Genomic DNA, 26,788 nt, shown 5'->3' on the forward strand with positions numbered 1-26,788 from the left:
ATGGCCGACAACAACGCAGTCCCCACTCAGGAATCACTGCTCGAGTTTCAGGAAGTCTATCTGCGCGCAATCGCGCTCTCTTGGGAGAACGAAGCGTTCAGGCAGATGCTGCTCGCCAATCCGTACGATGCGCTCGAACGCTATCTCGACTATCGCTGCCCGTGGATTCTGGATCTCAAGATCGTCGAAGTCGCCGCGAAGGACGGGTACGGCTGGCATCGCGAAACGCAGCGCTGGCATCTGCCTGTCAACACGATGAGCGTCGGCATTCCGACGCGGCCCGCCAACATCGCCGAGGAAGGCATCGCGCTCGCCGAATACAACGACGCCGGGCCGGCGTATCTGTTCACCTGCTGCTGAGCCGTCCACACGGCGACGCGCGGCGCGGCCCGAGGCGCTTGGTTCGCGGGCCGCGCCGCCCACTTCGATCGCGGTGTCCGATACGGGGGGACGATGCTCGATGACTTCTCGCGCGTGCTGCGTTTCAAGCCGCATCTGCTGGTGCGTGACGCCGGTCCCGGCGCGTTGTATGTGGTGGACGAATTCAGACGCTCGGTGCTGCCGGGCGACGTGTTTCCCGCGCTGGCCGCGTGCATGCGCGACGGCCTGACGATCGCGCAGACCTTCGCGGCGCTCGCCGCGCGCTTTTCGCAATGGGAGCTGCTCGGCGCGCTCGATCATCTGGCGCGGCGCGGCTACGTGCGCGCGGACGCGCCGGGCGAGCGCGACGCCGCGATCGGCTTCTTCGAACGAACGGGTGTGGACGGGGATGCGGCGGCCTGCATCGCATCGCGGCTCGCGGTCGCCGTCGAGGCGTTCGGCGTCGATCCGCGCGCGCAGCTCGACGCGTTCGCCGCGTGCGGCATCGGCGTGGCGCCGGATGCGGCGCTGACGGTCGCGTTGACCGACGGCTACGATCGCGCCGAGCTGACCGATGCCGCCGAACGCGTGACGGCGCGCGGCGGCGCGCTGCTCGTCGTCGCGCCCGATCGTGTGGAGCCGCTGATCGGGCCGCTGCTTGGGCCGCTGTTCGGGCCGCTGTTCGGCGCGTCGATCGGCCAGCCTGCGGCTGCAGCGGCATCGTCGGCGGCGTCCGGCGAGACCGACGCGCCGCCGTGCATCGAATGCGTGCGCTACTGGACGGCGCTGAACCATCCGGTCGAGACACTGCTTGCGCGCATGCACGGCAGCGGCGCGGCGCGCCTGCCGAGCGTGCACAGCCGCGCGAGCGCCGCGACCGTCGCGGCCGTCGTCGCGTCGTTCGTCGAGCAGATCGCGGTGAACGCGCAACGCCGCCGTCATGCGGGCTCGCACATCGTGTCGCTTCGCATCGATACGCTCGCGACCGCCGTGCACCGCGTGGTCAGGCGCACGCAGTGTCCGCGCTGCGGCAATGCGGCGTGGATGCGCGAGCAGGCGGAGCGTCCGGTGACGCTCGCGTCGGCGCAAGCCGGGGCGCACCGCGAAGGCGGCCATCGGACGCTCGCCGCCGGCGATCTCTTCAAACGCTACGGACATCTGATTTCTCCGGTGAGCGGCCCGATCGCCTATCTGCATCCGATGCCGGGGCGCAACGCCGGCATGCGGCACGTGTACGTCGCGGGCTATCTGGTGTGTCCGCAGCGCGCGCCGCGCGAGAACCGCTTCGACAAGCTGTGCTCGGGCAAAGGCGCAAGCGATGCGCAGGCGCGCGCGAGCGCGCTCGCCGAAGCGCTCGAACGCTTCAGCGGCGTTTATCAGGGAGACGAAGCGGCGTTGCGCGGCAGCCTCGCGGAGCTGTCCGCGCACGCGCCGCCGCATGGCGCGCCGATCGACGTCAACGCGCTGCAGCAATACAGCGATCGCCAGTTCGAGCGGCGCGAGCGCCACAACGCGACCACCGACGATCCGCGCAAGCAGGTGCCGCAGCGCTTCACGCCGCAAAGCGTGATCGACTGGACGCCCGCGTGGTCGATCGCGACGGGCGCGCGGCGGCTCGTGCCGCTTGCCTATTGCTACGCGGAAGCGCCCGCGTCGAGCGGCACCGCGTATTGCGTGCACAACCCGAACGGCTGCGCGGCGGGCGCGTGCATCGAGGAAGCGATCCTGCAGGGCTTGCTTGAGCTCGTCGAGCGCGATGCGGTGGCGATTTGGTGGTACAACGAACTTTGCCGGCCGGGCATCGACATCGCGAGCTTCGGCGATCCGTATTTCGACGCGCTCGTCGCCGAATACGCGTCGCTCGGCTGGCGCTTGTGGGCGCTCGACATCACGCACGACCTGCGCATTCCCGTGTTCGTCGCGCTCGCGCGCGAAACGGCGACGGGACGCTTCTCGATCGGTTTCGGCTGTCATCTCGACAGCCGGATCGCGCTGCAGCGCGCGCTCACCGAGGTGAACCAGTTGCTCGACGTCGGCGCGTCGGCGCCGCCGCCGTGGGACGCCGACAAACTGTCCGGCGAGGCCTTCCTGCATCCCGATTCCGCGCTGCCGCCGATGCGCGTGCCGTTGCGTGCGACGGGGACGGCCGCCGATCTGAAGAGCGACGTCGAACGCTGCGTCGCGCGGCTGTCGGCCGCGGGCATCGATACGCTCGTCGTCGACAAGACGCGGCCCGACATCGGGCTGCCGGTCGTGCAGGTGATCGCGCCCGGCCTGTGCCACTTCTGGCCGCGCTTCGGCGCGCAGCGGCTGTATTCGGTGCCCGTTCTCGAACGTTGGCGCGAGCGGCCGCGCGACGAAGACGCGCTCAATCGCGCGCTGCTGTTTCTGTAGCGGCGTGGCCGGCGGCCGCGGCTGCCGGGCTTTCGGGCGCCGCGCCCGTTGCGCGCGCGCGGCGCGTTCGCATCGATGCCATTCGACGAGGAACGCACGTCATGACTCAAGCACAGAATCAGCCGTTCGCCCGCCCGTCGCGCATTGCCGAAGCGGAGTGGCAAGCGCGCGTTCAACTGGCGGCCGCCTATCGGATCTTCGACCATCTCGGCTGGAGCGAGCTGATCTACAACCACATCTCGCTGCGCGTGCCCGGCGAGGCCACCCATTTCCTCATCAATCCGTTCGGGCTGCATTACCGCGAGGTCCGCGCGTCGAATCTGGTGAAGGTCGGCGTCGACGGCCATCCGGCCGGCCATGCGGACTGGCCGGTCAACCCCGCGGGCGTGACGTTTCATGCGGCGATTCACGCGGCGCTGCCGGATGCGCACTGCGTGATGCACGTGCACACCACGCCGACGATGGCCATATGCGCATCTCGGCGCGGGCTGTCGTTCTCCAATTTCTATGCGGCGCAACTGCACGGCCGCGTCGCCTATCACGATTTCGAAGGCATCACGATGCGGCCCGACGAAGGCCAGCGGATCGTCGACAGCGCGGCGGGGCGCCCGGTGCTGCTGCTGCGCAATCATGGGCCGGTCACGATCGGCCGCACGCTTGCGCATGCGTTCTCGCTGATGTGGCTGCTCAATCGCGCATGCGAAGTGCAGGTCGCGACGCAGGCGGTGGGCATGCCGCTCGAGATCGACGCGCCGATTCTCGACGCGTGCGCGCGCGATTCGCTGAATCTCGATCCGCGCTACGGCGCGGGGCAGGATGCGTTCGATGCACTGCAGCGAATCGTCGATCGGCTCGATCCGAGCTATCGGAGCTGAATGCGCGGGGCGCGATGATTGCGCTCGAAATCGTTCACCGGACCGACTTCAAATATTAAGAATCAATTGATCCGGAACGTCGTCATTCGGAAGCAAAATTTGATGGTTTATTGTTTGAATTTAGATTTCAATAGATTATTTTCGCATGCTGTCGATGCGGCATGCATACGAATGTATTTTCGTCCGATGTTTGGCCGAACGGCATGCCAGAAGAGCCAAAGCAGGAAAAGCGGATGTCGCGTACGGAGCGCCTTAATTTGAAATGAATTGCGTCACCCAGCCCACACACTCGCGTCACGATGTCGTGGATGATCGCATCAAGTCGAATGGACGCAAATCAAAATCGATTTGGTATCCGAATTTCGGATCGATTAACGGAATGCGTCCTCGAAATGATCGCGGCCTGCCGCTTCCGGTGATGCATCGATGGCTTCCGTCCCCAGTCGATTGTTTTGCGATCCGAGCGCACGGCGCGTTCGGCTCTCGCGCGCGGCCATCGCGATCGCGCTGACGGCGGCTTTGCTCGGCACGGCGCTGCTGTCGGCCGAGCTTCGCGAAATTGCGCGCGGCCGCGCGTATTTCGCGATGCCGGTGAGCATTTGCGCGCACCTTTCCCGGCGCGCGTTCGGCGTGGGCGGCATCGTCGCGGCGCCGTCATGGCACGCGGCGCAGAGCGGCGCGGCGGCGTTCGTCCACGCGCCGCGTGACGATGCGGCGCCGGATCTCGACGCGATCGAGCGCGTGCTCGGCCGCATCGGCGTGCACGAGCGGCGCGCACGCGGCACGACGTGCACGGCGGATGCGGCGAACGCGATGGCCTCGGACGAATTGCTCGGGTGGAGGCTCGGGCCCGCGCGCGCATGCACGCTCGCGCAGCCGGCGTGGGGCGATGCGCCCGACCGCAGCGCCGACGCCGTGCCGCGCACCGCTTCGAACACGATGCCGCGGCGGTCCCAGGCGGGCGCCGCGGCAGTCCCACAATTTCGCTCGCACTCGAACATGATTCACTCGACGTTTCGCGAACCGCTCGCCATCATGCTTGCCCTCGGCGTGCTCGGCATGATCGCGCTCGCACTGCTGCCCGTGTTCCGGATCAGGCGGCTCGCGCTTCGCCTCGGCGAAGCGGAAGGGGCACTCGCCATGAGCGAGGCGCGCGCCCGCGCGGCGCTCGTCGCCGTCGGCGACGGCGTGATCTTCACCGGCCGGGCCGGGCGCGTCGAATGCCTGAATCCCGCGGCCGAGCGATTGATCGGCATGCTTGCCGACGATTGCCGGGGCCGCCCGCTCGTCTCGGCGCTGCGCTTGTCGCGCGCGGACGGCGAAGCGGCCGATTCGTCAGGCTCGCCCGTCTCGCCCGACGCATCGCTCGGCGATCTCGAGGAAGGCGGCAGCCGCGATGTGATGCTGCATCGCACCGACGGCGGCGCGATCGCCGTGCGCGCGACGGCGTCGTCGATCGCGCCGCCGTCCGGGCACGTGCCGCGCGCATCCGGCAGCGGCCGCGTGCTCGTGCTGAAGAGTCTCGCGACGGAGCACGACCTCGTGCGCCGCCTTGCATGGCAGACGACGCACGATCCGCTCACCGGGCTGCCGAACCGCGCGGAGTTCGAACGTCACGTTCACTTCGCGCTCGCGGCCGATGCGTGCGGCCCGGTCGCGCTGCTGTTCGTCGATCTCGATCGCTTTCGGATCGTCAACGACACGTGCGGCTACGCGGCGGGCGACGCGATGCTCGCCGCGCTCGCCGCGCGCCTCGTCGCGTGCGCGGCGTCGGCCGGCATCGTCGCGCGGCTCGGCGGCGACGAATTCTGCGTGCTGCTCGACGCGCACGACGAAGCGGCGGCCGTATGCGCGGCCGAGCGCTTGCGCGCGAGCGTCGACGGCTTCGTGTTTGCGTGGGACAGCCAGCCGTTCTCGGTGACGGCGAGCGTCGGCGTCGCGCTGCTCGGCGCGCCGGAACGCACGCGGCGCGTCGAGGATGCGGTGCGCCTCGCGGGCATCGCGTGCGACGTCGCAAAGGCGCGCGGGCGCAATCGCGTGCAGCTCGCCGATCCGCACGATCGCGAGCTCGCGCATCACATCAGCGATGTCTCGTGGTGCGCGCGCGTGAGGCAGGCGCTCGAATTCGACGATTTCTGCCTGTACGTGCAGCCGATCGTCGATACCGCGACGCACGGCGAGACGGGCTTGCCGCCGCGTGCGAGCCGAGGCGAGCTGCTGCTGCGGATGGGCGCGCTCGGCGAGCGCGACAGCGTCGCGCCGCCCGGTCTTTTCATACGCGCGGCCGAGCGCTACGGGCTCGTGACCGACATCGACCGCTGGGTCGTGCGCACGGTGCTCGACGCGCTCGCGCGCACGCGTTACCGGCGCTTTACCGAATATGCGATCAATCTGTCCGGGATATCGATCGGCGACGAACGCTTCCTCGGCTACGTGCTCGAGCAGTTCGCGCGCACGGGCGTCGCGCCGGCGCTGATCTGCTTCGAGATCACCGAGACGGCCGCGATCGCGAACCTCACCGGCGCGCTGCGCTTCATGCACGAGCTGAAGGCGCTCGGCTGCCGGTTCGCGCTCGACGATTTCGGCGCGGGGATGGCGTCGCTCAGCTATCTGAAGCAACTGCCGGTCGAGTATCTGAAGATCGACGGCAGCTTCGTGACGGACATCGCGAACGATGCGGCGAGCCTCGACATCGTTGCTTCGATCAACGACATCGGGCATGCGATGAACTGCAAGACGGTTGCCGAATACGTCGACAGCGCGGCGACGCTGCAGAAGCTCACCGCGCTCGGCGTCGACTATGCGCAAGGGTATTACATCGGGCGGCCCGTGCCGTGGTGCGAGGCGGCGTATTCGTAGCGGCGCGTGCGGCGCAGGCGGCGATCACGGGCGGCGATCGTCAGCCGTGCGCCGCGTACCGTTCGTCGTGCTTCGCTCGCCAGTCGCCAGTCGCCCGACGTCAGACATCGGCCATCAGCCATCAGCCATCAGCCATCAGCCATCAGGCTCAGGCTCAGGCTCAGGCTCAGGCTCAGGCTCAGGCTCAGGCATCCGCCGCGGGCCGCGGCGCAGGCCGCGCGAAGATCGACACGCGGCGCCGGTACAGCACGTACGCGAGCGTCGCGGCGACCGCCGTCTCGGCGATCAGCACCGCGGCGGCCGCTCCCTGTTCGGCGAAGAACTTCGCGAGCAGCGGCAGCAGCGCGACGTTCAGCACGCCGGACGAAATCAGCACGCGGCTGAACGCGGTCTTCATGCCGAGCGGAAGCATCGTCTGCACGCCGAACAGATCGGTCATGCCGGCCATGAACGGAATGAAAGCCATGCAGCGCAGCACGCCGACGGTGGGCTCGTAGGTCGAGCCGTACAGGATGTGCACGGCGAGCGGCGCGAGCGCGAAGATCGCGAGCGAGATCGTGAGCACCATCGCGCCCTGCACGACGAGCAGCTTGCGCAGAAACGACATCGCGTCCTCGCGCGCATGGTGCATCAGATAGCTGACGTGCGGATATGCAGCCGCTTTCAGCGGCTGCAGCAGGCTGATCGCTGAGCGGATCAGCTTGTCGCCGGCGGCGAAGTAGCCCGCCGCGACGTTGCCCGACACGAAGCCGAGCAGCACCGTGTTCGTCGATGCGTAGAACGCCACCGACGTCGACGCGAGAAACACCTGCCAGCCGCCCTTGAGCGCCGCTGCGACGTCGGCTGCGCCGATGCGCACGAACTCGACTTCGCGTTGCACGATCAGATAGCCGAACACGAGCACGCCGCAGACGAGCGGCACCGCCGCGTTGATCGCGACCGCGTCGATCAGGTCGGCGGGCGAGCGCACGAGCAGATACATCGCCGGCACGCTGAGCGCGCGGCACGCGAACAGCGTCATGCTGTAGATGCGCAGCTTCTGGATGCCCTGGAAATACCAGCCGGGCGTGAGCGCCGCGCCTACCGTCATCCCGAAGCCGATCACGAGCAGTGTGCGATCGATCGCGAAGCGGTCGATCACGAACGTGAGCGCGAGCAGGATCGCGAAGCCCGCCGCCGTGATCGCGGCCTGCGCCGCGAACGTCGCCCAGAAGATCTTCGAGCGCGCCGCGAGATCGTCGTGCGCGAGCGCGACGCGCGGCGTCGCGGTCAGATCGAAGCTGTAGTTCGTGAAGTTGATGAAGTACGTGATGACGGCGAGCACGAGCGACAGCTGTCCGTAGGCTTCCGGCCCGAGTACGCGCGTGAGGAGCGGCAATGTGACGAGCGGCACGACGTAGGTCGAGATCTGCAGCGTCATCAGCAGCAGAAAGTTCTTGCGGACGGTCGTCATGCGTGGCCTTCGCGTCGCACGGGCGACATCGTGTCGCGCGCGCTCGTGGCGCGCGCGATGGGGTAAATCGGGTCGATCAATCGCATTGCGGCGCGAGTTCCCGGGCTTCGTCGGCGCTCAGCTGCAGCAGCGCGCTCAGGCGTTCGGCGTAATGCTGTCGCGTGTAGAGCGACCAGTCGTAGCGGCGCTGCGGGTCGCGCAGGTGCGCGCGCAGCGCGTCGAGCGCTTGCGCGAGGCTCGCGTCGTTGCGCGCGTAACGGATCTTGTTGCCGATCTCGTCGCCGAAGCTCGACAGGCTGCCGACGTCGTGGACGAGCACGGGCAGCCCGATCATCGCCGCCTCGACGATCACGAGCGGCGCATTCTCCGCCCACACCGACGGCAGCACGAGCGCATCGTGCTCGCGCAGCGCGACGAAGAGCTGCGCGTGATCGAGGCGGCCGGCGAAACGCAGCTGGCCCGACGCGAGCAGCTCGGCGTACTTGCTTTCGAGCGTCGCGCGCTGGCCGCCGTCGCCGTAGACGGTCACGCTCGCGATGCGTTCGAAGCGCGATGCGCGCGCGAGCTCGAGGAATTCGTCGAGCCCCTTTTCGGGATCGATGCGGCCGACGAACGCGAGATCGAGCCGCTCGCGATCCGCGCATTTCGGCTCGCGCGCCGTGAGCGCGGTGCTGACCGGATTGTGCAGCAGCGCGGTGCGCGTGATGCCGCGCTGCGCGAGCGCATCGCGCATGTACGGGCTCGGGCAGAGCAGCAGATCGAACACGTCGGCCGGCTGCACGAGCGCGTCGATCGCGTGCCAATGCAGCTTCTTGATCGCGTCGTGCAGCACGCCGCGCGGGCTCGAGCGCTCGAAGAGCCGCGTGCGGCGCGTGAGCGCGTCGAGCGGCAGCGGCGTCGCGCGGCCGCCCGGATACGTGAGCAGGTTCGGGTTGTAGAAGACGAGATGGTAGTCGTGGCACGTGAGGTACACGCGACAGCCGGCGCGCCGCTTGTAGCGTGCGATCACCGGCACGACGGAAGGCGACAGCAGGTTGTGGTAGTTGTGCACGAGCACGCGCTGCGGCGCTTCTCGTTCGAGGGCGGCCGCGAGCGCGCGCGCGGCGGGCGCGTTCCATGCGCGCGCCGCGCCGTTCGACGCGCCTTCGAACGCGCTCTCGTCGAACGTCGCGACTTCGACGCCCGGCTGCGCGCGCAAGACGTCGACCGATGTCCGGTAGACCTCTTCGGCGCCGCCCTTGCGGGCGAAATCGTTGATGACCAGTACTTTCATGCGAAACGACGCGGGCGGTTCGCCCGCGTTTGTCAGTGCTCGCCGAGCGCGCGGACGGGCTCGGCGGTGGGCGCGAGCTCGGCTGCGGCCGGCTTCGCCGCTTCGGGCGCGGGTTGCGCGCTCGCGCGGCCGTAACGGTCGTCGAAGCGAACGATGTCGTCTTCGCCGAGATAGTCGCCCGATTGGACTTCGATGATCTCGAGCGCGATCTTGCCCGGATTCTCCAAGCGGTGAACCGCGCCGACCTCGATGTACGTCGATTCGTTCTCGCTCAGGAGGAACGTCTCGTCGCCGCGCGTGACCTTCGCGGTGCCGCGCACGACGATCCAGTGCTCGGCGCGATGATAGTGCATCTGCAGCGACAGCTGCTTGCCCGGATCGACGACGATGCGCTTCACCTGGAAGCGCTCGCCGCGATCGATCGAATCGTAGTAGCCCCACGGGCGCTGCACCTTGCGGTGGTCCCGCACCTGCTCGTGCTGGCCGGACTTCAGGCGCGCGACGACGGTCTTCACGTCCTGCACGCGATGCTTGTTCGCGACGAGCACCGCATCCGGCGTTTCGACGACGACCACGTCCTTCAGCCCGACGCACGCGATGAGCCGGCCTTCGGAGCGCGCGAAGCTGTCTTCGGTGCCTTCGAACAGCACCTCGCCGCGCGCGACGTTGCCTGCTTCGTCCTTCGGCAGCAGTTCCCAGATCGCGTCCCACGAGCCGACGTCGGACCAGCCCGCCGCGAGCGGCACGATCACGCCCGGGATGCCGAGCGCGCGCGCGCCCGTCAGGCGCTCCATCACCGCGTAATCGATCGAGTCGGACGGGCATGCGGCGAATTCGGCCGCGTCCGCCTTGAAGAACTGGCCGTCGTTCGTGCCGTTGCGCCACGCGGCTTCGCAAGCCGCATGCATGTCCGGCTGCAGCGCGCGGATCGCGGCGAGCCATGTCGACGCGCGCACGACGAAGATGCCGCTGTTCCACCAATAATCGCCGGATTGCAGGTATTGGTGCGCGAGCTCCTGATGCGGCTTTTCGACGAAGCTGTCGATCGCGTGGCCGCCTGAGGCACCGTGCGAATCCGCGAGCGGCGCGCCCACCTTGATGTAGCCGTAGCCCGTCTCGGCGCGGCGCGGCAGCACGCCGAGCGTGACGATCGCGCCGTCTTGCGCGTAGCGCGCCGCTTGCGCGACCGCATCTTGGAACGCGCGCGTGTCGGACACCGCATGATCGGCGGGCATCGCCGCGAGCACCGGATCGCCGTGATGCGCGAGCGCTTCGAGCGCGGCGAGCGTGAGCGCGGGCGCCGTGTTGCGCGCGGCCGGCTCGAGCAGGATGCGCGCGCGCAGCCCGCGGGCGCTCACTTGCGCGGCGCTCGTGAAGCGATGCTGTTCGCCGCAGACGAGCAGCAGCGTGTCGGCGAGCTCGGCATTTGCAATGCCCGTCAGGCGGCGCGCGGTCGAGGACAGCGGCGATTCGTCGGCGATCAGGTCGATCAGCTGTTTCGGATGGTGTTCGCGCGACAGCGGCCAGAGGCGCGTGCCGGAGCCGCCCGCGAGAATCACGGGCAGGATGCGCGGCGGCGCCGGTTGCGGCGCGGCGGAAGTCGGGTTCGTAGCGAGATCGGTCATCGGTTCATTCCGGAATCGGCCGGAAGGCGGCCGGCGAGCGCGTAGCGCTCGTTGGTGGAGTCGGCGTCGGCTTGGCGCGTCGTGCGCGGTGCAGCCGTTGCAACGGCGCCCGCGCTCGTCGCGGTGCCGACGCGATCGAGCAGATCGCGCACGGCCTTCGACGGGCTGCTCGCCGGGCGCAGCATGCCGATGTACGGCGCGCCGTGCTCGAGATACGGCCCGTCGACCTTGCGGAAGCCGAAGCGGCTGTAAAAGTCTTCGCGGTGCGCGCTCACCTGCACGCGCACCGGCGCATCGGGCCAGCGCGCGTGCGCGGCGGCCAGCACGTGTTCGATCAACGCGTCGATCGTGCGGTCGTCACGATGCGCGGCGCTCGTCAGGATCTTGTCGATCGTCGTTTCGGGATCGATGTCGTCACCCGGCAAGAGACGCGCGTAGGCGGCGATCGACGGCCGTTCGCCGCGCTTGTCCGTTGCGAACACGTGGATAGCGAATTCGTCCTTGCCGTCGATGTCGAGATACGTGTGCGCATCCTCGACGACGAGGACTGCATTGCGTGCGCGAAGGATCATGTAAAGCTCGTTCGAATTCAGATACCTGAATTCGCAGCATGTCCAGTCCATGATGGAGATTCCTCGGTTCAGGGCCGCGTGCCGCGTCGTGCGGCGCGGGTTTGGTGCGCCGCGACATGAGAAGTTTCCGATGCGGCCTATGGACGCAACGATACGAGCGGACCTCCGGCCGTTCTGTTCGAAAGCGTACCGTGCGCGTTGCGAGCGGGACGCGGTGTGCGGCGCGCCGCCGATGTGTGCGGTGCACACGAGGCGCGGCGCCGATCCCTGCGTACTGTGCGCTTCCGCACATAGGGCGTGCGAGCTTGTTCGGATAATGGCCGCGATGCGATGACGACGCGCCACCGTGCCACCCGCGCCGCTCGCTGACGACGCGACCTGCGTTCGATTCGACGCGCCTTTGCGCACATCAAAAGGACTTCCTGTTTGAAGGTAGCAATCGTTCACGACTGGCTGGTGGTGTATGGCGGCGCGGAGCGCGTGCTTGCGCAGATGATCGACTGTTTTCCGCAGGCCGACATCTACAGCCTCGTCGATTTTCTCGACGACCGCTCGTGCCTGCGTGGCCGGCCGGTACACACTTCGTTCATCCAGAAATTGCCGTTCGCGCGCAGCAAGTACCGCAGCTACCTGCCGCTCTTTCCGCTCGCGATCGAGCAGTTCGATCTGTCCGGCTACGACCTGATCCTGTCGAGTTCGTATGCGGTCGCGAAGGGCGTGCTGAACGGCCCGGACCAACTGCACGCGAGCTACGTGCATTCGCCCGTTCGCTATGCGTGGGATCTGCAGCATCAGTATCTGAACGAGGCGGGGCTCGCGCGCGGCGTGAAATCCGCGCTCGCGCGCACGCTGCTGCATTACATCCGCAATTGGGATGCGCGCTCCGCGAACGGCGTCGATCTGCTCGCGGCGAACTCGCACTTCGTCGCGCGCCGCATTCGTAAGACGTATCGCCGCGACGCGACGGTCATCTATCCGCCCGTCGACGTCGATCATCTCGCGCTGCGCGACACGAAGGAAGATTTCTATCTGACCGCGTCGCGCCTCGTGCCCTACAAGCGCATCGACCTGATCGTCGAGGCGTTCTCGCACATGCCGTCGCGCCGGCTCGTCGTGATCGGCGACGGCCCCGAGGCAGAGAAGATCCGCGCGCTCGCGGGGCCGAACGTCACGCTGCTCGGCTATCAGTCGTTCGACGTGCTGCACGATCATCTGCAGCGCGCGAAGGCGTTCGTGTTCGCGGCGGAAGAGGATTTCGGCATTTCGCCCGTCGAGGCGCAGGCATGCGGCACGCCCGTGATCGCGTACGGCAAGGGCGGCGTGTGCGAATCGGTGCGCGCGGCGGGCCCGGTGCCGACAGGGCTTTTCTATGCGAAGCAGACGTGCGACGCGCTGATCGATGCAATCGACCGGTTCGAGGCAATGCCCGCGGGTACGTTCGATCCGCACGCGTGCCGCGCGAACGCGCAGCGCTTCAGCGCCGCGCGATTCCGCTCGGCATTCTCGCGTTTCGTGCTCGAAGGCTACGCCGCGCTGCAAGCGGAATTGGGCGAGACTTCCGGCGCCGCGCCGGCGCACAACGCCTCGATCGTCGCCTCGGCGCAGGCCGAGCCGCTCGCATCGGGCGTCGCGACGGACGACGGCGCGTCCGTCGAGCGCGCCGCGCCGACCTCGCCGCTCGACGCCTCCCGAAGCGACACGCTCGCGCGCATCTGAGCGCGAGCGTTTCCTCGATCCGACGCAATGCGACTTCTTTTCCTGCTGACCAATTTTGGCGATCCGTTTCTCACGGCGCCGCTCGCCGTCGCGGTGCTGAGCTGGCTCGCGGCGACCGGGCGCCGTCGCGCCGCGCTTTATTGGGCGTTCGGCTTCGCTTGCGCGGCGGGTCTCGTCGCGTTGACGAAATTTGTCTATGCGGGCTGGGGAATCGGCATTGCCGCGTGGCGTTTCACCGGTGTAAGCGGTCACACGATGCTCGGCGCGGCGGTGTATCCGCTCGTCGCGGCGATCTGCGTGCGCGACGCGCACGTGCGGCGCGCGATCGCGGCGGGCCTCGCATTCGCGCTCGCGATCGGCGTTTCGCGCGTGCTGCTCGGATTTCATTCGTGGTCCGAAATCGCATCGGGCTGGCTGGTCGGCGCGGGCGTCGCGCTGCTGACGGCAAGCCGTTTGCGTCGCGCAAGCGCCGCACAAGCCGATCCGGCGGGTTCGGCACCGCTACGCGCACGCCGCATTGAGCGCGTGCGCGCCGGCGCCATCGCGGTACGGCGTCCGGCAAGCGTTTCGCGATCGACGATCCTGTTCGTCGCGGCTGCCTGCACGATCGCGGTGTCGTGCTATGGGCGCAGCGCGCCCGTGAGCGCGTGGATCTCGCACGCGGCGCCGAAAATCGCGGAATGGAGCCGCGTCTGGCTCGACGACGATGCGCGCTGAACGCGCGAGGCACATTCAAGCGGCATAAACGAGGTACACGGACAACTCGAAGAGACTTTCAATGAAACGATCGAACGGAATTGCACACATGTCTTATCTCAATAATATCGGGCGCAAAACGGCGGATCTGGAGGAATTTGTTTCATTCATACACAAACATTACGGCGCGACTGCGCGACAATGAGCGGGCAGGGGTGAAAGTGTCCTATTCGGGCCGTGTCAATTGCCCAATAAATGGTCAACGATGGTCAAATCACGGTTGGAAATCGATCGCAAAAGAGCGCGAATGGTAGAGTAACTTCGACAGTCGGCTTCACGAGCACGACGCTGTAAAGCCATCCTGAGAGCGAGGTGAAAAAGATCACGCGGCATGCCGCGCGATCCGACCGGACGAGTTCAACGAGCCCGGCCAACGGGCGATTCGACGTGTGCCTCGGCTTTCGGAGCCGGCCATGCGTCGCTCGTTCAGGGCCGCTTGCCGATTGCGCGGCGCGCCGCATGAATGAAAACGCGGCCGAAACGATACGTCGCCGCTTTCTTTGCGAAATCTAACCATCAATCAGAGACCAACGAGGCATCTGACGTGCGCTCCCGAACGATACGAACGGGTGCGTCCCGGCATCGTGTACGGGCGGGGCGCGACACCCTCCCATCTCGCACTGTATTGCCGGTAGGCGGACGATCGTCGGCTTTCGCCCACACACGAATTCGTCGAGTCACACAGTCAGTTCATGATCGGAGGCACCAATGACGACTAGCGCGATCATCGGGGGTCTCTCCCGGGGATCTATCCGACAGCGACCGTTGATTTACTGGACGCATCAGCCATCGACGCTGCTGCGCAAGGAGCTCGCGCGCCGCGACTGGAAGATCTCCATGGTCACGAGCGCGAACCAGGTGCGCACGACGGCGGGCGAAGTGACGGGCGGCATCCTCGATCTGAGCGCGGTGTCGAGCGGCGAGATGAACGCGGTCGCGGCCGTGTGCGCGTCGCTGCGCAACGTCGCGTGGGTCGCGCTCGTCGAAGCGCATCAGGCGAACGTGCCGGAAGTGCGCGCGCTGCTGCGCGATTACTGCTTCGACTACATCACGCTGCCCGCGTCGCACCAGCGGATCGCGGACGCGGTCGGCCACGCATACGGGATGGAGTGCCTGTTCGCGCCGAGCACGGCGCCCATCGCGTCCGCCGATCAGGGGATGATCGGCACCTGCGATGCGATGCTGCAATTGTTCGACACGGTGCGCCGCATCGCGCGCACCGACGCGCCCGTGCTCGTGTCGGGCGAAACGGGCACCGGCAAAGAGCTCACCGCGGCCGCGATCCATCAGCATTCCGCGCGCCGCACGGGGCCGTTCGTCGCGGTCAACTGCGGCGCGATTCCGCCGCATCTGCTGCAGTCCGAACTGTTCGGCTACGAGCGCGGCGCGTTCACGGGCGCGAGCACGCGCAAGATCGGCCACGTCGAATCGGCGAACGGCGGCACGCTGCTGCTCGACGAGATCGGCGATCTGCCGCTCGAGAGCCAGGCGAGCCTGCTGCGCTTTCTGCAGGAGCGCACGATTCATCGGCTGGGCGGCAGCGATCCCGTGCCCGTCGACGTGCGCATCGTGTCGGCGACGCACGTCGACCTGCGCGGCGCGATGAACGAAGGGCGGTTCCGCGCGGACCTGTATCACCGCCTGTGTGTGCTGCGCGTCGATCAGCCGCCGCTGCGCGCGCGCGGCAAGGACATCGAGCTGCTCGCGCGGCACATGCTCGAGCGTTTTCGCGCCGATGCGCGGCATCGCGTGCGCGGCTTCTCGACCGACGCGATCTCGGCGCTCTACAAGCACGACTGGCCGGGCAACGTGCGCGAGCTCATCAATCGCGTGCGCCGCGCGCTCGTGATGGCGGAAGGGCGGCTCGTCACCGCGCACGATCTCGAGCTCGACCATTGCACCGAAGTCGCGCCGCTGTCGGTCGCGGCGATTCGCAAATCGATCGAGCGGGAAGTGATCGAGCTCGCGCTGCTGCGCAATCGCGGGCGTCTCGCCGGCACGGCGCGCGAGCTCGGCATCTCGCGCGCGACGCTGTATCGATGGATGGAAGCGTACGGCATCGAGCGTCCGCGCAGCACCACATCGACCGCCAACTGACGTGCCGGCGAGCCGAGGCGAATGCGGCGCGCTTGCGCGAGCGTCGTCGTCAGGGCGACGCGGCGACATCGGCGGAAGCCGCGTGCGGCGCGCCGTGCCGTGCGCCCGTCGGCCGGGGTCGCAATTGCGGCCCGCGCGTCCTGTCTCCCCAGCCCGTCAGCGTGTCGATGCAGAGCTCGATGACCATCTCGGCGGCCGACGTGCCGTACACCGAATGATCGAGCAAGCGGATCATCTCGACGCTCACGAGCGGCGAGCGCTTGAATGCGCGGCGCGGCGAGCCGAAGTAGCGGGTGAACTCGTCGACGCCCGGATCGAAATCGCCGTAGACGAGCATCGTGTGGATGCTCCGGTCGGTGAGCGCCCTGATCAGGCCGCGCGGCGTGTCGGGTTTCGGCCGGCGGCCGAGCCGCTCCGCGAGGCGTCCCGCCGGCGCGCTCAGGCGCGCGGTGACGTGGCGGCGCAGCGCGCTCAGCACCGGGCGCAGATCGCGGCCCTCGCGCAGCAGACGGCGCCATTTGCTCCAGTCCCGCATCGATGCGAGATAGCCGCGCGCGGAATTCGTCTGCTGTTTGCGCGCCTCGGCGATCGTGAGCCCGCGCGGCCAGATGAAGCGCGGCAGATTGACCGCGATCACGCCGGCCGCCGCGCGCGCGTGCGCGGCCGCATGCAGCGCGGCGAACGCGCCCGAGCACACGCCGAACGCGACGACCTGCCGCCGGCAGCGCGCGCCGAGCCAGTCGACGGCCGTGGCGACGTCCGCGATGGCCGGATCGGAATACAGCACTTCGGCCTGATCGTCCGGCGCGTGCGCGCCGCTGTCGCCGATGCCTTCGATGTCGATCCGCAGCGACGCGATGCCGCGCTGCGCAAGCGTGCGCGCGAGACGCACGCCGATGCGGCCGTCCGCGCTTCGCGGGTTCGCCGCGGTGTTCGCGATCAGCAGGCAAGGCGTGCCGGCGCGCGCGGGCGCGACGGGCTCGCACAGCGTGCCGACGAGCCGCTTCGGTCCGATGTGGACGAGCGTTTCGGCGATGCCGTCGAACGCGAACGTGATGGGTGACGCGGCATTCGGCGCGGGCGCATGATGACGCGCGTCGCGAGCGTGCGCGATGTCGGGCTTGCGCGCGGCGCGCGATGCAATGGTGATCGCGTCGTCGTGCGCATGCGCGGCGGCCGCGCGATCGGCGTGGCCGGCCGCGATCGGTTCCGCTGCCGCCGCCTGTTCGCCGAGGCCGATCCAGCGCGCGACGGATTCGAGCGCCGCGTGCGGCACGCGCGAGCGCGCGCCTTCCTGCAGCGCGTTCGGCCACCCCGGGAACGATTCGATGTGCGTCGACACGCCGCGCGCGACGAGCGCGGCGCGCAGCGCGGGACTGTCCCCATAGTCGGTGTCGACGAGCAACGCGGCGCGCGGCAGCGCGATCGTCGTCGCGACCGCGTTGCTCAAATCGACTTGCTTCAGATCGGCGACGAAATCGGCCGGGTAGCGATGGCCGAGAATGTTGAGCCACGGTTCCACGTGATGCTGCTCGCGGATCGCGGGCGGCGTTGTATCCAGCCAGCGCTTTTGGACGATCGACAACTCACGCAGATACGCGCGGCCGCGCACCACGGGCGCGAGCCCGACGAACGCATCGACGGCGGGCGCGTCGTCGCCCGCGAGCGCGAGCATCGCGAACGCGGCGCCCGCGCGCAGGCCGACGAGCGTGACGCCATCGACGCTCGCTTGATCGCGCAGCACGGCGAGCGCGCGGCGCACGCTCGCGACGCTCGCGGGCAGCCGGCCCGGCGCGAGATCGTCGCCCGCCGAATCGCCCGCGCACGGGTAATGAAAGCGCAACACCCACATGCCGTCTTCGGCGAGGCGCTCGGCGAGCGCGCGGACCACTTTGTGCGTCCACAGCGCTTCGTGCCCGAGCGCCTCGCAGATGAGGACGCCGCGCCGCGTGCGTCCCTCATGCAGCCATCCTAAGCAATCGTCGAATCTGACTGGTCTCAATTTTCTATCCTCGGGCGAATGGTCTTGTTGGAATTCAGTGCTCGCACCTCGATCGCGGGCGGCGCAGCGAGGGCGGCGGACGCGTCGGGCGGATTGTCATGGGAATGGGGAGAGTGAGGGTCGGCGGCGAGCTCGATCCGCGCGGCGGCACCCGGCGCGAGATGAAACCAGTCGATGTCGGGCAGCAGCCCGGGTGCGGACACGTGCACGTAGCGCGCGAACGTACGCGTCTGCACGTCGACGCACCAGCGGCCGTCGCGATAGGCGGCGCTCGCCTCGAGGCCGATGTCGGCGCGCTCGAACACGGTCGGCGCGGTGCGTTCCGGGAAGTGGAACGCTTGCGAAAGCAGCGCGCCGTCGGCCGCGTGCAGCGATGCGATCACGACGTCGTGCTCGCGCGGGCCGAAGCGGTATGCGTACGTGAAGTCGAAGAAACGACCCAGCAGGTCGGCGGAGTTCACGCATTCGCCCGCGTGCGCGTCGATGCGCAACGTGCGGCCGGCGCGCGCGATCGGCGTCTTCCCGTCGCGCAGCGCGACGAGCTCGATGCGCGCGTCGAGCGGCGTCGGCGCGTCGTTGAGCACATGCACGTCGAGGCCGTTGAGTCCCTCGTCGGTGAGCAGGATCTGCCGCGGCTGCGACACGCGCTTCAGCGCATGCCACGCGGATTTCGGCCGTCCGTGCGCGTCGACTAGGCCCCAGCCAGCGCCTGGCATCACATCCTGGAACTGCCAGACGAGCGCGCCCGCGCACGACGAGCCGACGCGCCGCCACTCCGACAGCGTCTGCGCGATGAGGTCGGCGACGATCGCGCGCGACAGCGTGAGATAGCGCGCCGGGTCGCAGCTGCGCAGACGCGCGGGCTCGACGCCGTACAGCGTGCGCAGATAGTGATCGCGCACGTCGTCGAAATCCCACGGCGCGCCCGGATCGCGCGGCACTGCGCGTTTCCAGCTGGGCTCGTGCGCGGCGGGCGAGCCGATCGACGCGAGGGTTGCGTCGCACGGCACGTTCGCGAACGCGAGGCACTCGCTCGCGAAGCGCACGCCGGCGCGGCGCGCGTCTTCAGGCGGCCGCAGGTACGCGCCGACGCCGTAGTAGTGCGCGACGCCTTCGCGCGGCGCGAACGGCAGCACGCCGCCGTGCGGCGAATCGGCGACGTAGATCGCATCGGGCCGATGCGTGGCGCACAATTCGGCAAGCAGTTGCTCGGTCGCGGGCACGCGGCGCTCGTCGGGCGCAAGCCCGACCATCGCCGCCTGTTGCGCGATCTCACTGCCGCCGCACAGCACCGCGATCGACGGCCGCGCCGCATGCCGGCCGAGAAACTGCTCGGCCTCGCGCTTCAGCGATTCGGCAAAACGCGGATCGGCGCTCGGATAGTCGAAGTTCGCGAGCATGAAGTCCTGCCAGACGAGGAGCCCCAGCTCGTCGCACAGCGCGTAGAACGCGTCGGCTTCGTAGGTCATCGTGCCGCCGACGCGGATCATGTTGCAGCCGGCGTCGCGCGCGAGCGCGAGCGCGCGGCGGTAGGCGGCCGGATCGGCCTGCAGGCCGAGCGGGTCGGCGCTCGTCCAGCATGCGCCGCGCGCGAAGACAGGCGTGCCGTTGACCGACAGCGCGAAGCCTCGGCCGTCGCCGCCGCGTTCGACGGCGATCGTGCGAAAGCCGGTTCGCGCGAGCGGAATCGTCGCGTCGCCGATTTCGACGCCGACGTCGTACAACTTCGGTTCGCCATGCGTGTGCGGCCACCACGGCGTGACGTTCGGAATCCTGAGCGTTGCGCGCGCGGTGCGCGGGCCGGTTGTCTCGAGCGTCGCCGCGTGCGCGCCGCACACGAGCCGCGCACGCATCGTTTGCGCGAGCGGCGCGGCGAATTCGAGCGTGGCGTCGAGCACGCCGTCGCGGCCGTCTAGCGTCGCGCGCAGCGTGTCGCGCACGATCGTCGGCGCGCCGGCCGGATTCACGATCTCGATCGAGCGCCACGGCCCGATCGGTTCGATCGCCGGGAACCAGCCCGGCATCCGGCCGAGAAACGTCGCGCGCACGCCGCGCAGCGCGGGCGTGTCGACGAGGCGCGTGCGCCAGCGCGCGCGGCCCCGCGGCGCATGCGCGGCGAGGTGGCGATCGAGCGAGCGGAAGCAGAGGGCAAGACGATTCGCACCGCCGAGCGTCACGGCGATGTCGTGCGCGACGTACATGTTGTCCGAGCAGAGCAGCAGCGCGTCGTCGAGCCAGACCTCGGCGATCGTCGCGAGCCCGTTCAGCCGGACGATGCGCGGCCCCGCGCCGTGCAGCGTCGTTCGATACCAGTAGTCGCTATCGCCGAGCGGATACGGATGCGCCGGATCGAAGCGCCGCGCGCCGGCAAGCGCCTGCGCGACCGTGCCGGGCACGGGCGCGGCGCACCAGCCGGCTTCGGAGAGCTCGCTCGGCCGCGCGATCGCGCCGGCGGGCGTCGCGATCAACGTCCATTGAGCGGCGCTGCGCGCCACGCGATCCGGCGCGGATTTCATCTGACCGTGGAGACGGGCCTCGGCGGCACGTACAGCGTGCCGAACGGCGGATTCGGCTCGGCCTTGCCGGGCGGCGCGATTCGCGCGACGCCGTCGACGAGCGACGCGTACGCGCGCTCGAGAATGTCGAGACTGCTCTCGCCGCGTTCCTCCTTGCCGCGTGCGCTCGCACGCGCGAGGCGGAATTCGAGCACCATCGATTCGGACGCGATCGTGTCGCACGCGGCGACGAGCGTGTCGAACGCGCCGTTGCAGCCGCTCGCCTCGAGCCAGCGCAGATAGCGGCCGAACAGCTCGAAGTTCGCGCCGAGCTGGCGCAGCGTATTGAACGAATACACGTGGAAGTACGAGATCGGCCGCGACGCGATCGTCTTCGCGTCGCGCGCGAGCTGCTCGCGGAACGCGGCGATCGGGTTCGATGCGGGCCGGCGCTTCAGGTGGCGCGCGAGGAGGCCGAGCGACGCTGCGCACAGCTCGCGTTCCTCGAGCGGCTTGAATCGCCGCTTCGCGCATTCGACGTACGGCACGAGCTGCGTCGGCCCGTGCTTGCCGAACAGGCCGTCGTAATCGATGCCTTCCGCGAGGTAATAGCCGCTGTTGTGGAAGTAGCCGACGCGGCGGCGTTCGCGATCGATCGCGTCGATGCCGATCGTCGTTTTCGTGTGCTCGGTCTGATAGCTGTTGCCGCGCGTGTCGGGCAGATACCATGCGTCGACTTCGACGAGCATCAGGTTGCCGCGCGCGACCTGGTTCTCGACGTGCGCGTCGACGGGTTCGAAGATCGCGTGCTCCTGCACGACGATTCCGTACAGCGTCTCGAGATCGTCGAACGGAAACTTGAAGAACGAGAACTGGTCGCCCTCGAAGTCGAGCGTGATCGTAAACGGCAGCGCCGCGTACGGATTGAACCCCCACCAGCCGAGCACCTCGATCCACAGATCGACGTAGCAGTTGGTTTGCTTCCAGACCATCTGCGGCCCGTGCAGCGCGTGCGGGCGGTAGTGCCGCACGCGATGCCGGATGTCGGTGAAGATTTCTTCGAGCGACGCGCCGTTCGCCGGCGCGTCGAGCAGGATGCTGCTCATCGATGTCCCCACAGTACGTCGCGTACCGCTTGCGGCCATGCGTCCGGATCGAAGCCGTGATGCCTGAAGAGGCCGAGCGTCAGGCGCTCGAGGCCGAAGCCCACGCAGCCCGTGTGCGCGACCGCGGCCTCGGCCGTCTTGATGCCCCACAGCAGGCCGAAGTGGTCCATGTGGTAGTTGAAGCTCAGGCACGCGGTCAGGCGGCCGTCGTATTCGATCGGAATCAGGAGTTCGAACTTCAGGTTCTGATCGCGCTGGCTGCTCGCGACGATCTTGCCGCCGCGGCCGAAAAACGGATCGTTCGCGAGATCGATGCTGTTCGGCAACTGCAGCGCGTCGATCATTCGCGTGCCGCGCTCGATCCAGTCCTGGCGGAACGCGAGGATCTGCTCGGGCGTGCCGATCCGGATGTATTCGCGCATCCGGAACAATTGCATGCGCGTCGGATCGAGCGACGGCTCGTGGCGGAAGCAGTACGAGAACGCATCGACGATCCGGCCGTCGGCGGGCAGCGCGCCGCGCTGCGCGACGACCGGATAGACCGGGTAGCATGCGGCGGGCGTCATCACGACATAGGTCGGCTTCTGATTCTCGGTCCAGTCGTCGCCGCGATCGAGGCATTGCAGCACGCGCTGGTGATCGTGCTCGTTGCCGCAAAAACTGTGCACGGTGCCCGCGAGTTGCGGGAAGCTCTTCAGATATTCGCTGCGCTCGAACTCGGGGCGGCTCATCGCGGGCGGGAAGCGCAGCACTTCCGCGTGCTGGTCGGCGCCAAGGCGCGTGATGTAGCCGTCGAGCGCGTCGACGACGCGTTCGAACTTCTCGCTGCGGCCGAACAGGCCCTGAATGCCCGTCGAGATCAGCAGCCCCGCTTCGACGAGTTCGTCGCGTAACTGGTTCACGCCGCCGCGATCGATGGGCGCCCGAGCCGCTTCGGCCGCGCGCGCGGAAGGGTTGGTCATGTCGTTCAAATCTCTCTCTCCAGCGTTGCGGGACGCAACGCGAGCAGCAGGTTCGCCGTGTTGGCTTCGATGCGATCGTTGCTGATCATGAGCGGCGCCGAATGCAGGTCGCGGATGTGGCGGCCGAGCGTGTATGGCGTGCCGTTCTTGTACGACGCCATCCCGCAGATCATCGTCGCGTGCTTGACCACGTCGAGCGCGGTCGTCGACACGTAAGTCTTCAGCGTGTTGATCTCGGCCGCCTGCGCCATCGACGCGGACCACGAGCGCGCGGCGCTCTGCTCGTGCAGGCGCAGCGCGCCGTCGATGCGCGCCTGCATCGCCTGCAGCAGCGCGAGCGCGTCGGCGATCCGGCGGCCGGACGGCGGCAGCGTGCCGCCTTGCTTTTGCATCTGCGCGCGGAAGAACTGATGCGCGCGCAGGAACGCGTCGTTCGCGATGCCGGTCCACACGGCCGCCCACAGGATGTGCGACGTCGGCACCATGGTCCGCTCGGCGATCTGCGCGAACGGCACCGGGAAGATCTGCTCGCAATAGCCGCGCGCGTCGAGCGCGAAGCCTTCGCTGCAGGTGCCGCGCATGCCGAACGTATCCCAGCCGCTGCGGCGCGTGAGGGTTGCGTTTTCCTTCAGCAGCGTGACGAGCACCTGCTCGGCGGCGGGCGCGTCGCGATCGCGCCGCGCGGTGACGAGGATCGCGTCGGCCTGCGCGCCGTACGAGATGGTCGGCGCGAGTTTCGCGAGCGTGAACATGTCGCCGTCCGCTTCGATCGCGCAGCGGCTGTTGCGCAGATTGCCGCCGACTTCCTCTTCGGAGGTCGCGGAGGCGAGCAGCCATTCGCGCTCGGCGAGCTGCTCGATGAAGCGGCGATGCCAGTCGCTCGACAGCGCATGATCGACGATGCTGGCGACCTGCGTCTGATGCATCGCGTAGATCATCGCGGCCGACGAGCACGCCTGGCCGATGATCCCGCACGCGGCGGAAACGGCCGCGAGCGACGCGCCCCGGCCGCCCAGCTCGGTCGGCACGAGCGCGCCGAGCAGACGTTCTTCGCGCATCGCGTCGATCGCTTCGGTCGGAAAGCGCGCGTCGCGATCGACGGCATCGGCGAAGCGCGCTGCGACCTGCGCGACGCGGCGCGCTGCTTCGTTCAACGTATGATCTTCCGCAAGCGGGGATTCGACGGCAGCGACGCGTGCGCTGCCGGTTTCGGCGTCGAAGCGCTTCATGCGGATTGCTCGGCGCGCTGCAGTTGCGTGACGGCCCCGGCGAGCGAATCGATGCTTTGGAACAGCTGGCGATTCAGCATTTCGTCCGGAATCTCGATGTTGAAGTGCTTCTCGATGGCAAGCATCAGTTGAATCGTGTTCAGCGAAGACAGACCTGCCTCGTACAGATCGTCGCTGTCCGCGATGTGGTCGATCGACGCTTCGAGATGCGCGACGTCCTTGATGATTGTTCTCAATTCGTTTTTCATCTGGCGGCTCCGGCTTGAATGAGGTTCCCCGTACCTGCGGGCAAGACTCATGACGCCCGCGTGGCGTATCGTGGCTAGTAGACCATCGGGCATGCGGTGGTTCTGTTCGGCACCTAACCGACGTAGTCGCGCACCGCGCGGAGGGCGTGCACCGTGCGCCGCGCGTGCGTCGACGGTGCCGTACGAAAATGTCGCATGAAGCGCGCGCCGCCGCGAGCGTGCGGCGCGAAGCGGGGTCAGCTGCGCAATTCGGTGAGCGCGCCGGACGCGCTCGTCGGCGCGGACAGGATCTTCTTCATCTCGTCGCGGATGATCGTGTGGCATCCGCACGACTGTGCATCGAGCCCGGGCAGGTCGACGAGGATGATCGAGCTGCGGTACTGGCGGATCAGCCCCATCTTCTGGATGTCGCCCGCCGCGTCGGTGACGGTTTCGCGACGCACGCCGAGCATCTGCGCGAGCATGCTGTGCGTGACCTGGATTTCGACGCTGCGCGAGCGGTCGTACGCGAGCAGGAACCACCGGCAAAGCTGGTTCTTCAATACGTGATGCCGGCTGCAGAACGAGATCTGCTTTGCCTGCGCCATCAGCAGATGCGTGCAGCGAAAGATCGCCTGGCGGATCTGCGCCGATTCCTCGAGCAGGTTCGACAGCACGCGCGCGCTGAGCCGATACGAAAAGCCGTCGCGGCAAGTTATCACGCGGCATGGCGTCGCACCGTCGCTGCCGACGAGCTGCGGGCTCACGATCCCTTCGTTGCCGATCTCCGCGATCTCGAGCGTCATGCCGTCCGACGACGCGTACTGAATCGAGATGACGGTCGTGACCGGCAGGTAGACGTGCTCGAGCGGCGTGCCTGGCTCGCACAGCACCTGCCCCGACTTCACGTGCACGAGCTGCAGATGGCTTGCGAGCGTCGCGCGCTCGGCGACGCCGAGCGATGCGAGAAAACGGTTGGCGTCGGTGCGGTGCGGCAGCTCGATGATGCCGCCTGTCCTCGTCGACGGCTCTTTGTATTCGCGGTAGGTCACGGCTTGTCCTTCCCGGATCGGAGATCCGGAGCAACGGCGCAGGGCCCCCTGAAGGCGCCGCGCACGATCAAACCTGCCTGGCTAGACAGGTGTGGTTTTTATTTGTTAATTCGACTTGACGTTGAAAATCCAATTTCAGATTATCACGGCGGATTTTTTGAGGTTTGCGTGCGATGCGCATTTCACAAATTTTGACATTTAGGAATATTCCTAGATTTTTTGAGAAAGTACTTAATTGCTTCGTAAGGAATAATCGGTTTTACCATTTTTAATGCATTGCACGCCGACATTTCGGTATCTATTTCCGATTCAAGAAATTCGTTTGGCAATTTTTACCATTTCCCGAGAGAGGTGGTCGGTGAGCTTTTTGTGTTTTTGTTAAATCGTTTGTAATCAATGAATTACAGGCATTGTGTGGGCTGGATGACAGAGTGTGTCAACTGTTCGTTGACTCACCTTTGCGACAGTTTTCAAAGAACCGCTGCGAACTTCCGTTTTATTGAGATGAAATGGTCATATCATTCCATTGGCGCCTGTAAAAGTGCGCCGGCCGTTGTGCGGGAAGGGTTAAGCGCTAAGCGCCGGGGGCGTTGTAAAGATTACGAAATTGTTAGATGAGACACCTGCTGTCGCTCGAACTGTATCAAAGTGTCCACGGATGAGACGCTTTCGGTTGGCGGCTAAATATTCAGATAGGAATTCTCCGGCCAATGCCTTTATATATTAAGGAATTGCACCAATTGGCACGTTAATCGCTTAAGGGTTTTCACCCCCGCGAAGAGGGTGGTGCGTCAGTGTGTAAGAGGACGACCAGAAGGGCCGCCGACACGATTCCGAGGAACATACGATTCTTGCTGTGACCGTGTCTTGCGAAACGGAATCCTGCGCCGCAAACGAGCGGCGCCGACAAACCGGGACACGAACATGCTTCATCAGAACAATGGGTTTCATGCCAACGCCCTGCTGGGCTCGCTCGACGACGACAGCCTTCGCGCGCTCGCGCCGCACCTCGAGCTCGTGAAGATCAAGAGCGCCCAGCTGCTCTGCGAAACCGACGAGCCGATGCGCCACCTGTATTTCCCGACCACCGCGATGATGTCCGTGCTGTATCTGATGGAAGACGGCGCGATGGTCGAAGTCGCCGCGGTCGGCAGCGAAGGCGTGGTCGGCGTGTCGACGCTCGCCGACTACGGCAGCGGCGGCGCATCGGGCCGCATCGAGGTGCGCAGCGGCGGCTACGCGTATCGCGTGCCGACTCAGGTATTCCGGCGCGAATTCGATCGCTCGCTCGACACCTTCCAGATGATGCTGCGCTACTGGCAGGCCGCGATGACGCAGATCGCGCGCGGCGCGCTCTGCAACCGGCATCACTCCGTGAGCGAGCAACTGAGCCGCTGGCTGCTGCTCGCGCACGATCGCGTCGAAGGCGACGAGCTCGCCGTCACGCAGCAGACGATCGCGAACATGCTGGGCGTGCGGCGCGAAGGCATCACGGAAGCGGCGGGCAAGCTGCAGGAGGCGGGACTCATTCGCCAGCGCCGCGGCCACATCACGGTGCTCGACCGGCAGGGTCTCGAGGCGCACGCGTGCGAGTGCTACGGCGTGATCCGCGGCGAATTCAACCGCCTCATTCTCGAGGCGAGGCGCGAAGCGCATGCGCCGCAGCCGGTTCCGGCGGAAGGGCGGCCGCTGCGCGTCGCCGCGTATCACGGTGCAGTGCGTTCGGCTGCTTGAG

20 protein-coding genes and 1 pseudogene are annotated in these 26,788 nt (G+C 67.4%); 8 read left to right on the forward strand and 13 right to left on the reverse strand.

From position 1 onward, the window contains the following. The 3 genes from WS91_RS16465 (at position 1) to WS91_RS16475 (ending at position 3,629) form a co-directional block, all read left to right on the forward strand. A complete protein-coding gene (locus tag WS91_RS16465; RefSeq protein ID WP_038744415.1) occupies positions 1-360 on the forward strand; it encodes a BMA_0021/BMA_0022 family TOMM bacteriocin in 360 nt (119 codons plus the stop codon). Positions 361-453: 93 nt separating this feature from the next. Next, a complete protein-coding gene (locus tag WS91_RS16470; RefSeq protein ID WP_059670617.1) occupies positions 454-2,754 on the forward strand; it encodes a TOMM precursor leader peptide-binding protein in 2,301 nt (766 codons plus the stop codon). Between the two features lie 101 nt (positions 2,755-2,855). Beyond that, positions 2,856-3,629: a class II aldolase/adducin family protein gene (locus WS91_RS16475; RefSeq protein WP_059670618.1), complete on the forward strand. Its 774-nt coding sequence runs from the start codon at positions 2,856-2,858 to the stop codon at positions 3,627-3,629. 371 nt (positions 3,630-4,000) lie between these two features. Here the strand turns inward: WS91_RS16475 and WS91_RS37375 are convergent, their stop codons facing one another. Then, positions 4,001-4,228 carry a hypothetical protein gene (locus tag WS91_RS37375; protein ID WP_231752035.1) on the reverse strand — a complete coding sequence of 76 codons (228 nt, stop codon included), beginning with the start codon at positions 4,226-4,228 and terminating at the stop codon, positions 4,001-4,003. Here WS91_RS37375 and WS91_RS16480 point away from each other — a divergent pair. After that, complete coding sequence (locus WS91_RS16480; protein ID WP_059670628.1) at positions 4,149-6,488, forward strand: putative bifunctional diguanylate cyclase/phosphodiesterase; 2,340 nt, start codon at positions 4,149-4,151, stop codon at positions 6,486-6,488. The genes WS91_RS37375 and WS91_RS16480 overlap by 80 nt on opposite strands. Before the next feature lie 184 nt (positions 6,489-6,672). On the opposite strand, the gene WS91_RS16485 is transcribed toward WS91_RS16480, so the two are convergent. The 5 genes and pseudogenes from WS91_RS16485 to WS91_RS37380 all read right to left on the reverse strand — a co-directional run bounded on the left by WS91_RS16485 (position 6,673) and on the right by WS91_RS37380 (position 11,819). Then, on the reverse strand, positions 6,673-7,941 hold the full coding sequence (locus WS91_RS16485) for an oligosaccharide flippase family protein (RefSeq protein WP_038744412.1): 1,269 nt from the start codon (positions 7,939-7,941) through the stop codon (positions 6,673-6,675). 76 nt (positions 7,942-8,017) lie between these two features. Further along, a complete protein-coding gene (locus tag WS91_RS16490; protein WP_059670619.1) occupies positions 8,018-9,214 on the reverse strand; it encodes a glycosyltransferase family 4 protein in 1,197 nt (398 codons plus the stop codon). Between the two features lie 32 nt (positions 9,215-9,246). Next, on the reverse strand, positions 9,247-10,839 hold the full coding sequence (locus WS91_RS16495; RefSeq protein WP_059670620.1) for a mannose-1-phosphate guanylyltransferase/mannose-6-phosphate isomerase: 1,593 nt from the start codon (positions 10,837-10,839) through the stop codon (positions 9,247-9,249). Then, a complete protein-coding gene (locus WS91_RS16500; protein ID WP_038744408.1) occupies positions 10,836-11,462 on the reverse strand; it encodes a GNAT family N-acetyltransferase in 627 nt (208 codons plus the stop codon). The genes WS91_RS16495 and WS91_RS16500 overlap by 4 nt, the downstream gene beginning before the upstream one ends. A 17-nt stretch (positions 11,463-11,479) precedes the next feature. Then, positions 11,480-11,819, reverse strand: a pseudogene (locus WS91_RS37380) (hypothetical protein). 18 nt (positions 11,820-11,837) lie between these two features. On the opposite strand from WS91_RS37380, the gene WS91_RS16505 reads away from it, so the two are divergent. The 3 genes from WS91_RS16505 to WS91_RS16515 all read left to right on the forward strand — a co-directional run bounded on the left by WS91_RS16505 (position 11,838) and on the right by WS91_RS16515 (position 15,980). Next, on the forward strand, positions 11,838-13,127 hold the full coding sequence (locus WS91_RS16505) for a glycosyltransferase family 4 protein (RefSeq protein ID WP_038744406.1): 1,290 nt from the start codon (positions 11,838-11,840) through the stop codon (positions 13,125-13,127). A 27-nt stretch (positions 13,128-13,154) separates the two neighbouring features. Further along, positions 13,155-13,844 carry a phosphatase PAP2 family protein gene (locus WS91_RS16510; protein ID WP_038744404.1) on the forward strand — a complete coding sequence of 230 codons (690 nt, stop codon included), beginning with the start codon at positions 13,155-13,157 and terminating at the stop codon, positions 13,842-13,844. Positions 13,845-14,591: 747 nt separating this feature from the next. Continuing rightward, positions 14,592-15,980, forward strand: a complete 1,389-nt coding sequence (locus WS91_RS16515; protein WP_038744401.1) for a sigma-54 dependent transcriptional regulator — start codon at positions 14,592-14,594, stop codon at positions 15,978-15,980. A gap of 49 nt (positions 15,981-16,029) precedes the next feature. On the opposite strand, the gene WS91_RS16520 is transcribed toward WS91_RS16515, so the two are convergent. The 7 genes from WS91_RS16520 to WS91_RS16550 form a co-directional block, all read right to left on the reverse strand. Beyond that, on the reverse strand, positions 16,030-17,982 hold the full coding sequence (locus WS91_RS16520) for an alpha/beta hydrolase (protein ID WP_059670621.1): 1,953 nt from the start codon (positions 17,980-17,982) through the stop codon (positions 16,030-16,032). Then, a complete protein-coding gene (locus WS91_RS16525) occupies positions 17,979-20,498 on the reverse strand; it encodes a glycoside hydrolase family 2 protein (RefSeq protein ID WP_059670622.1) in 2,520 nt (839 codons plus the stop codon). Before WS91_RS16525 ends, WS91_RS16520 begins: the two co-directional genes overlap by 4 nt. Next, the gene (locus tag WS91_RS16530; protein WP_059670623.1) at positions 20,495-21,583 is read right to left on the reverse strand and encodes a DUF1839 family protein; all 1,089 of its coding nucleotides are present in this window, start codon (positions 21,581-21,583) and stop codon (positions 20,495-20,497) included. Before WS91_RS16530 ends, WS91_RS16525 begins: the two co-directional genes overlap by 4 nt. Then, a complete protein-coding gene (locus WS91_RS16535) occupies positions 21,580-22,554 on the reverse strand; it encodes an amino acid--[acyl-carrier-protein] ligase (RefSeq protein WP_082745053.1) in 975 nt (324 codons plus the stop codon). The genes WS91_RS16530 and WS91_RS16535 overlap by 4 nt, the downstream gene beginning before the upstream one ends. After that, positions 22,551-23,774, reverse strand: a complete 1,224-nt coding sequence (locus tag WS91_RS16540) for an acyl-CoA dehydrogenase family protein (RefSeq protein WP_059644052.1) — start codon at positions 23,772-23,774, stop codon at positions 22,551-22,553. Before WS91_RS16540 ends, WS91_RS16535 begins: the two co-directional genes overlap by 4 nt. After that, entirely contained in the window at positions 23,771-24,022 is a 252-nt protein-coding gene (locus WS91_RS16545; RefSeq protein WP_038744391.1) for an acyl carrier protein, read from the reverse strand. Before WS91_RS16545 ends, WS91_RS16540 begins: the two co-directional genes overlap by 4 nt. Before the next feature lie 236 nt (positions 24,023-24,258). Next, a complete protein-coding gene (locus WS91_RS16550; protein ID WP_038744389.1) occupies positions 24,259-25,053 on the reverse strand; it encodes a Crp/Fnr family transcriptional regulator in 795 nt (264 codons plus the stop codon). 924 nt (positions 25,054-25,977) lie between these two features. Here WS91_RS16550 and WS91_RS16555 point away from each other — a divergent pair. Next, a complete protein-coding gene (locus tag WS91_RS16555; protein WP_059670624.1) occupies positions 25,978-26,787 on the forward strand; it encodes a Crp/Fnr family transcriptional regulator in 810 nt (269 codons plus the stop codon). Position 26,788: the final 1 nt, after the last annotated feature.

It is taken from the genome of Burkholderia sp. MSMB1498, from assembly GCF_001526245.1.
Taxonomy (GTDB): domain Bacteria; phylum Pseudomonadota; class Gammaproteobacteria; order Burkholderiales; family Burkholderiaceae; genus Burkholderia; species Burkholderia savannae.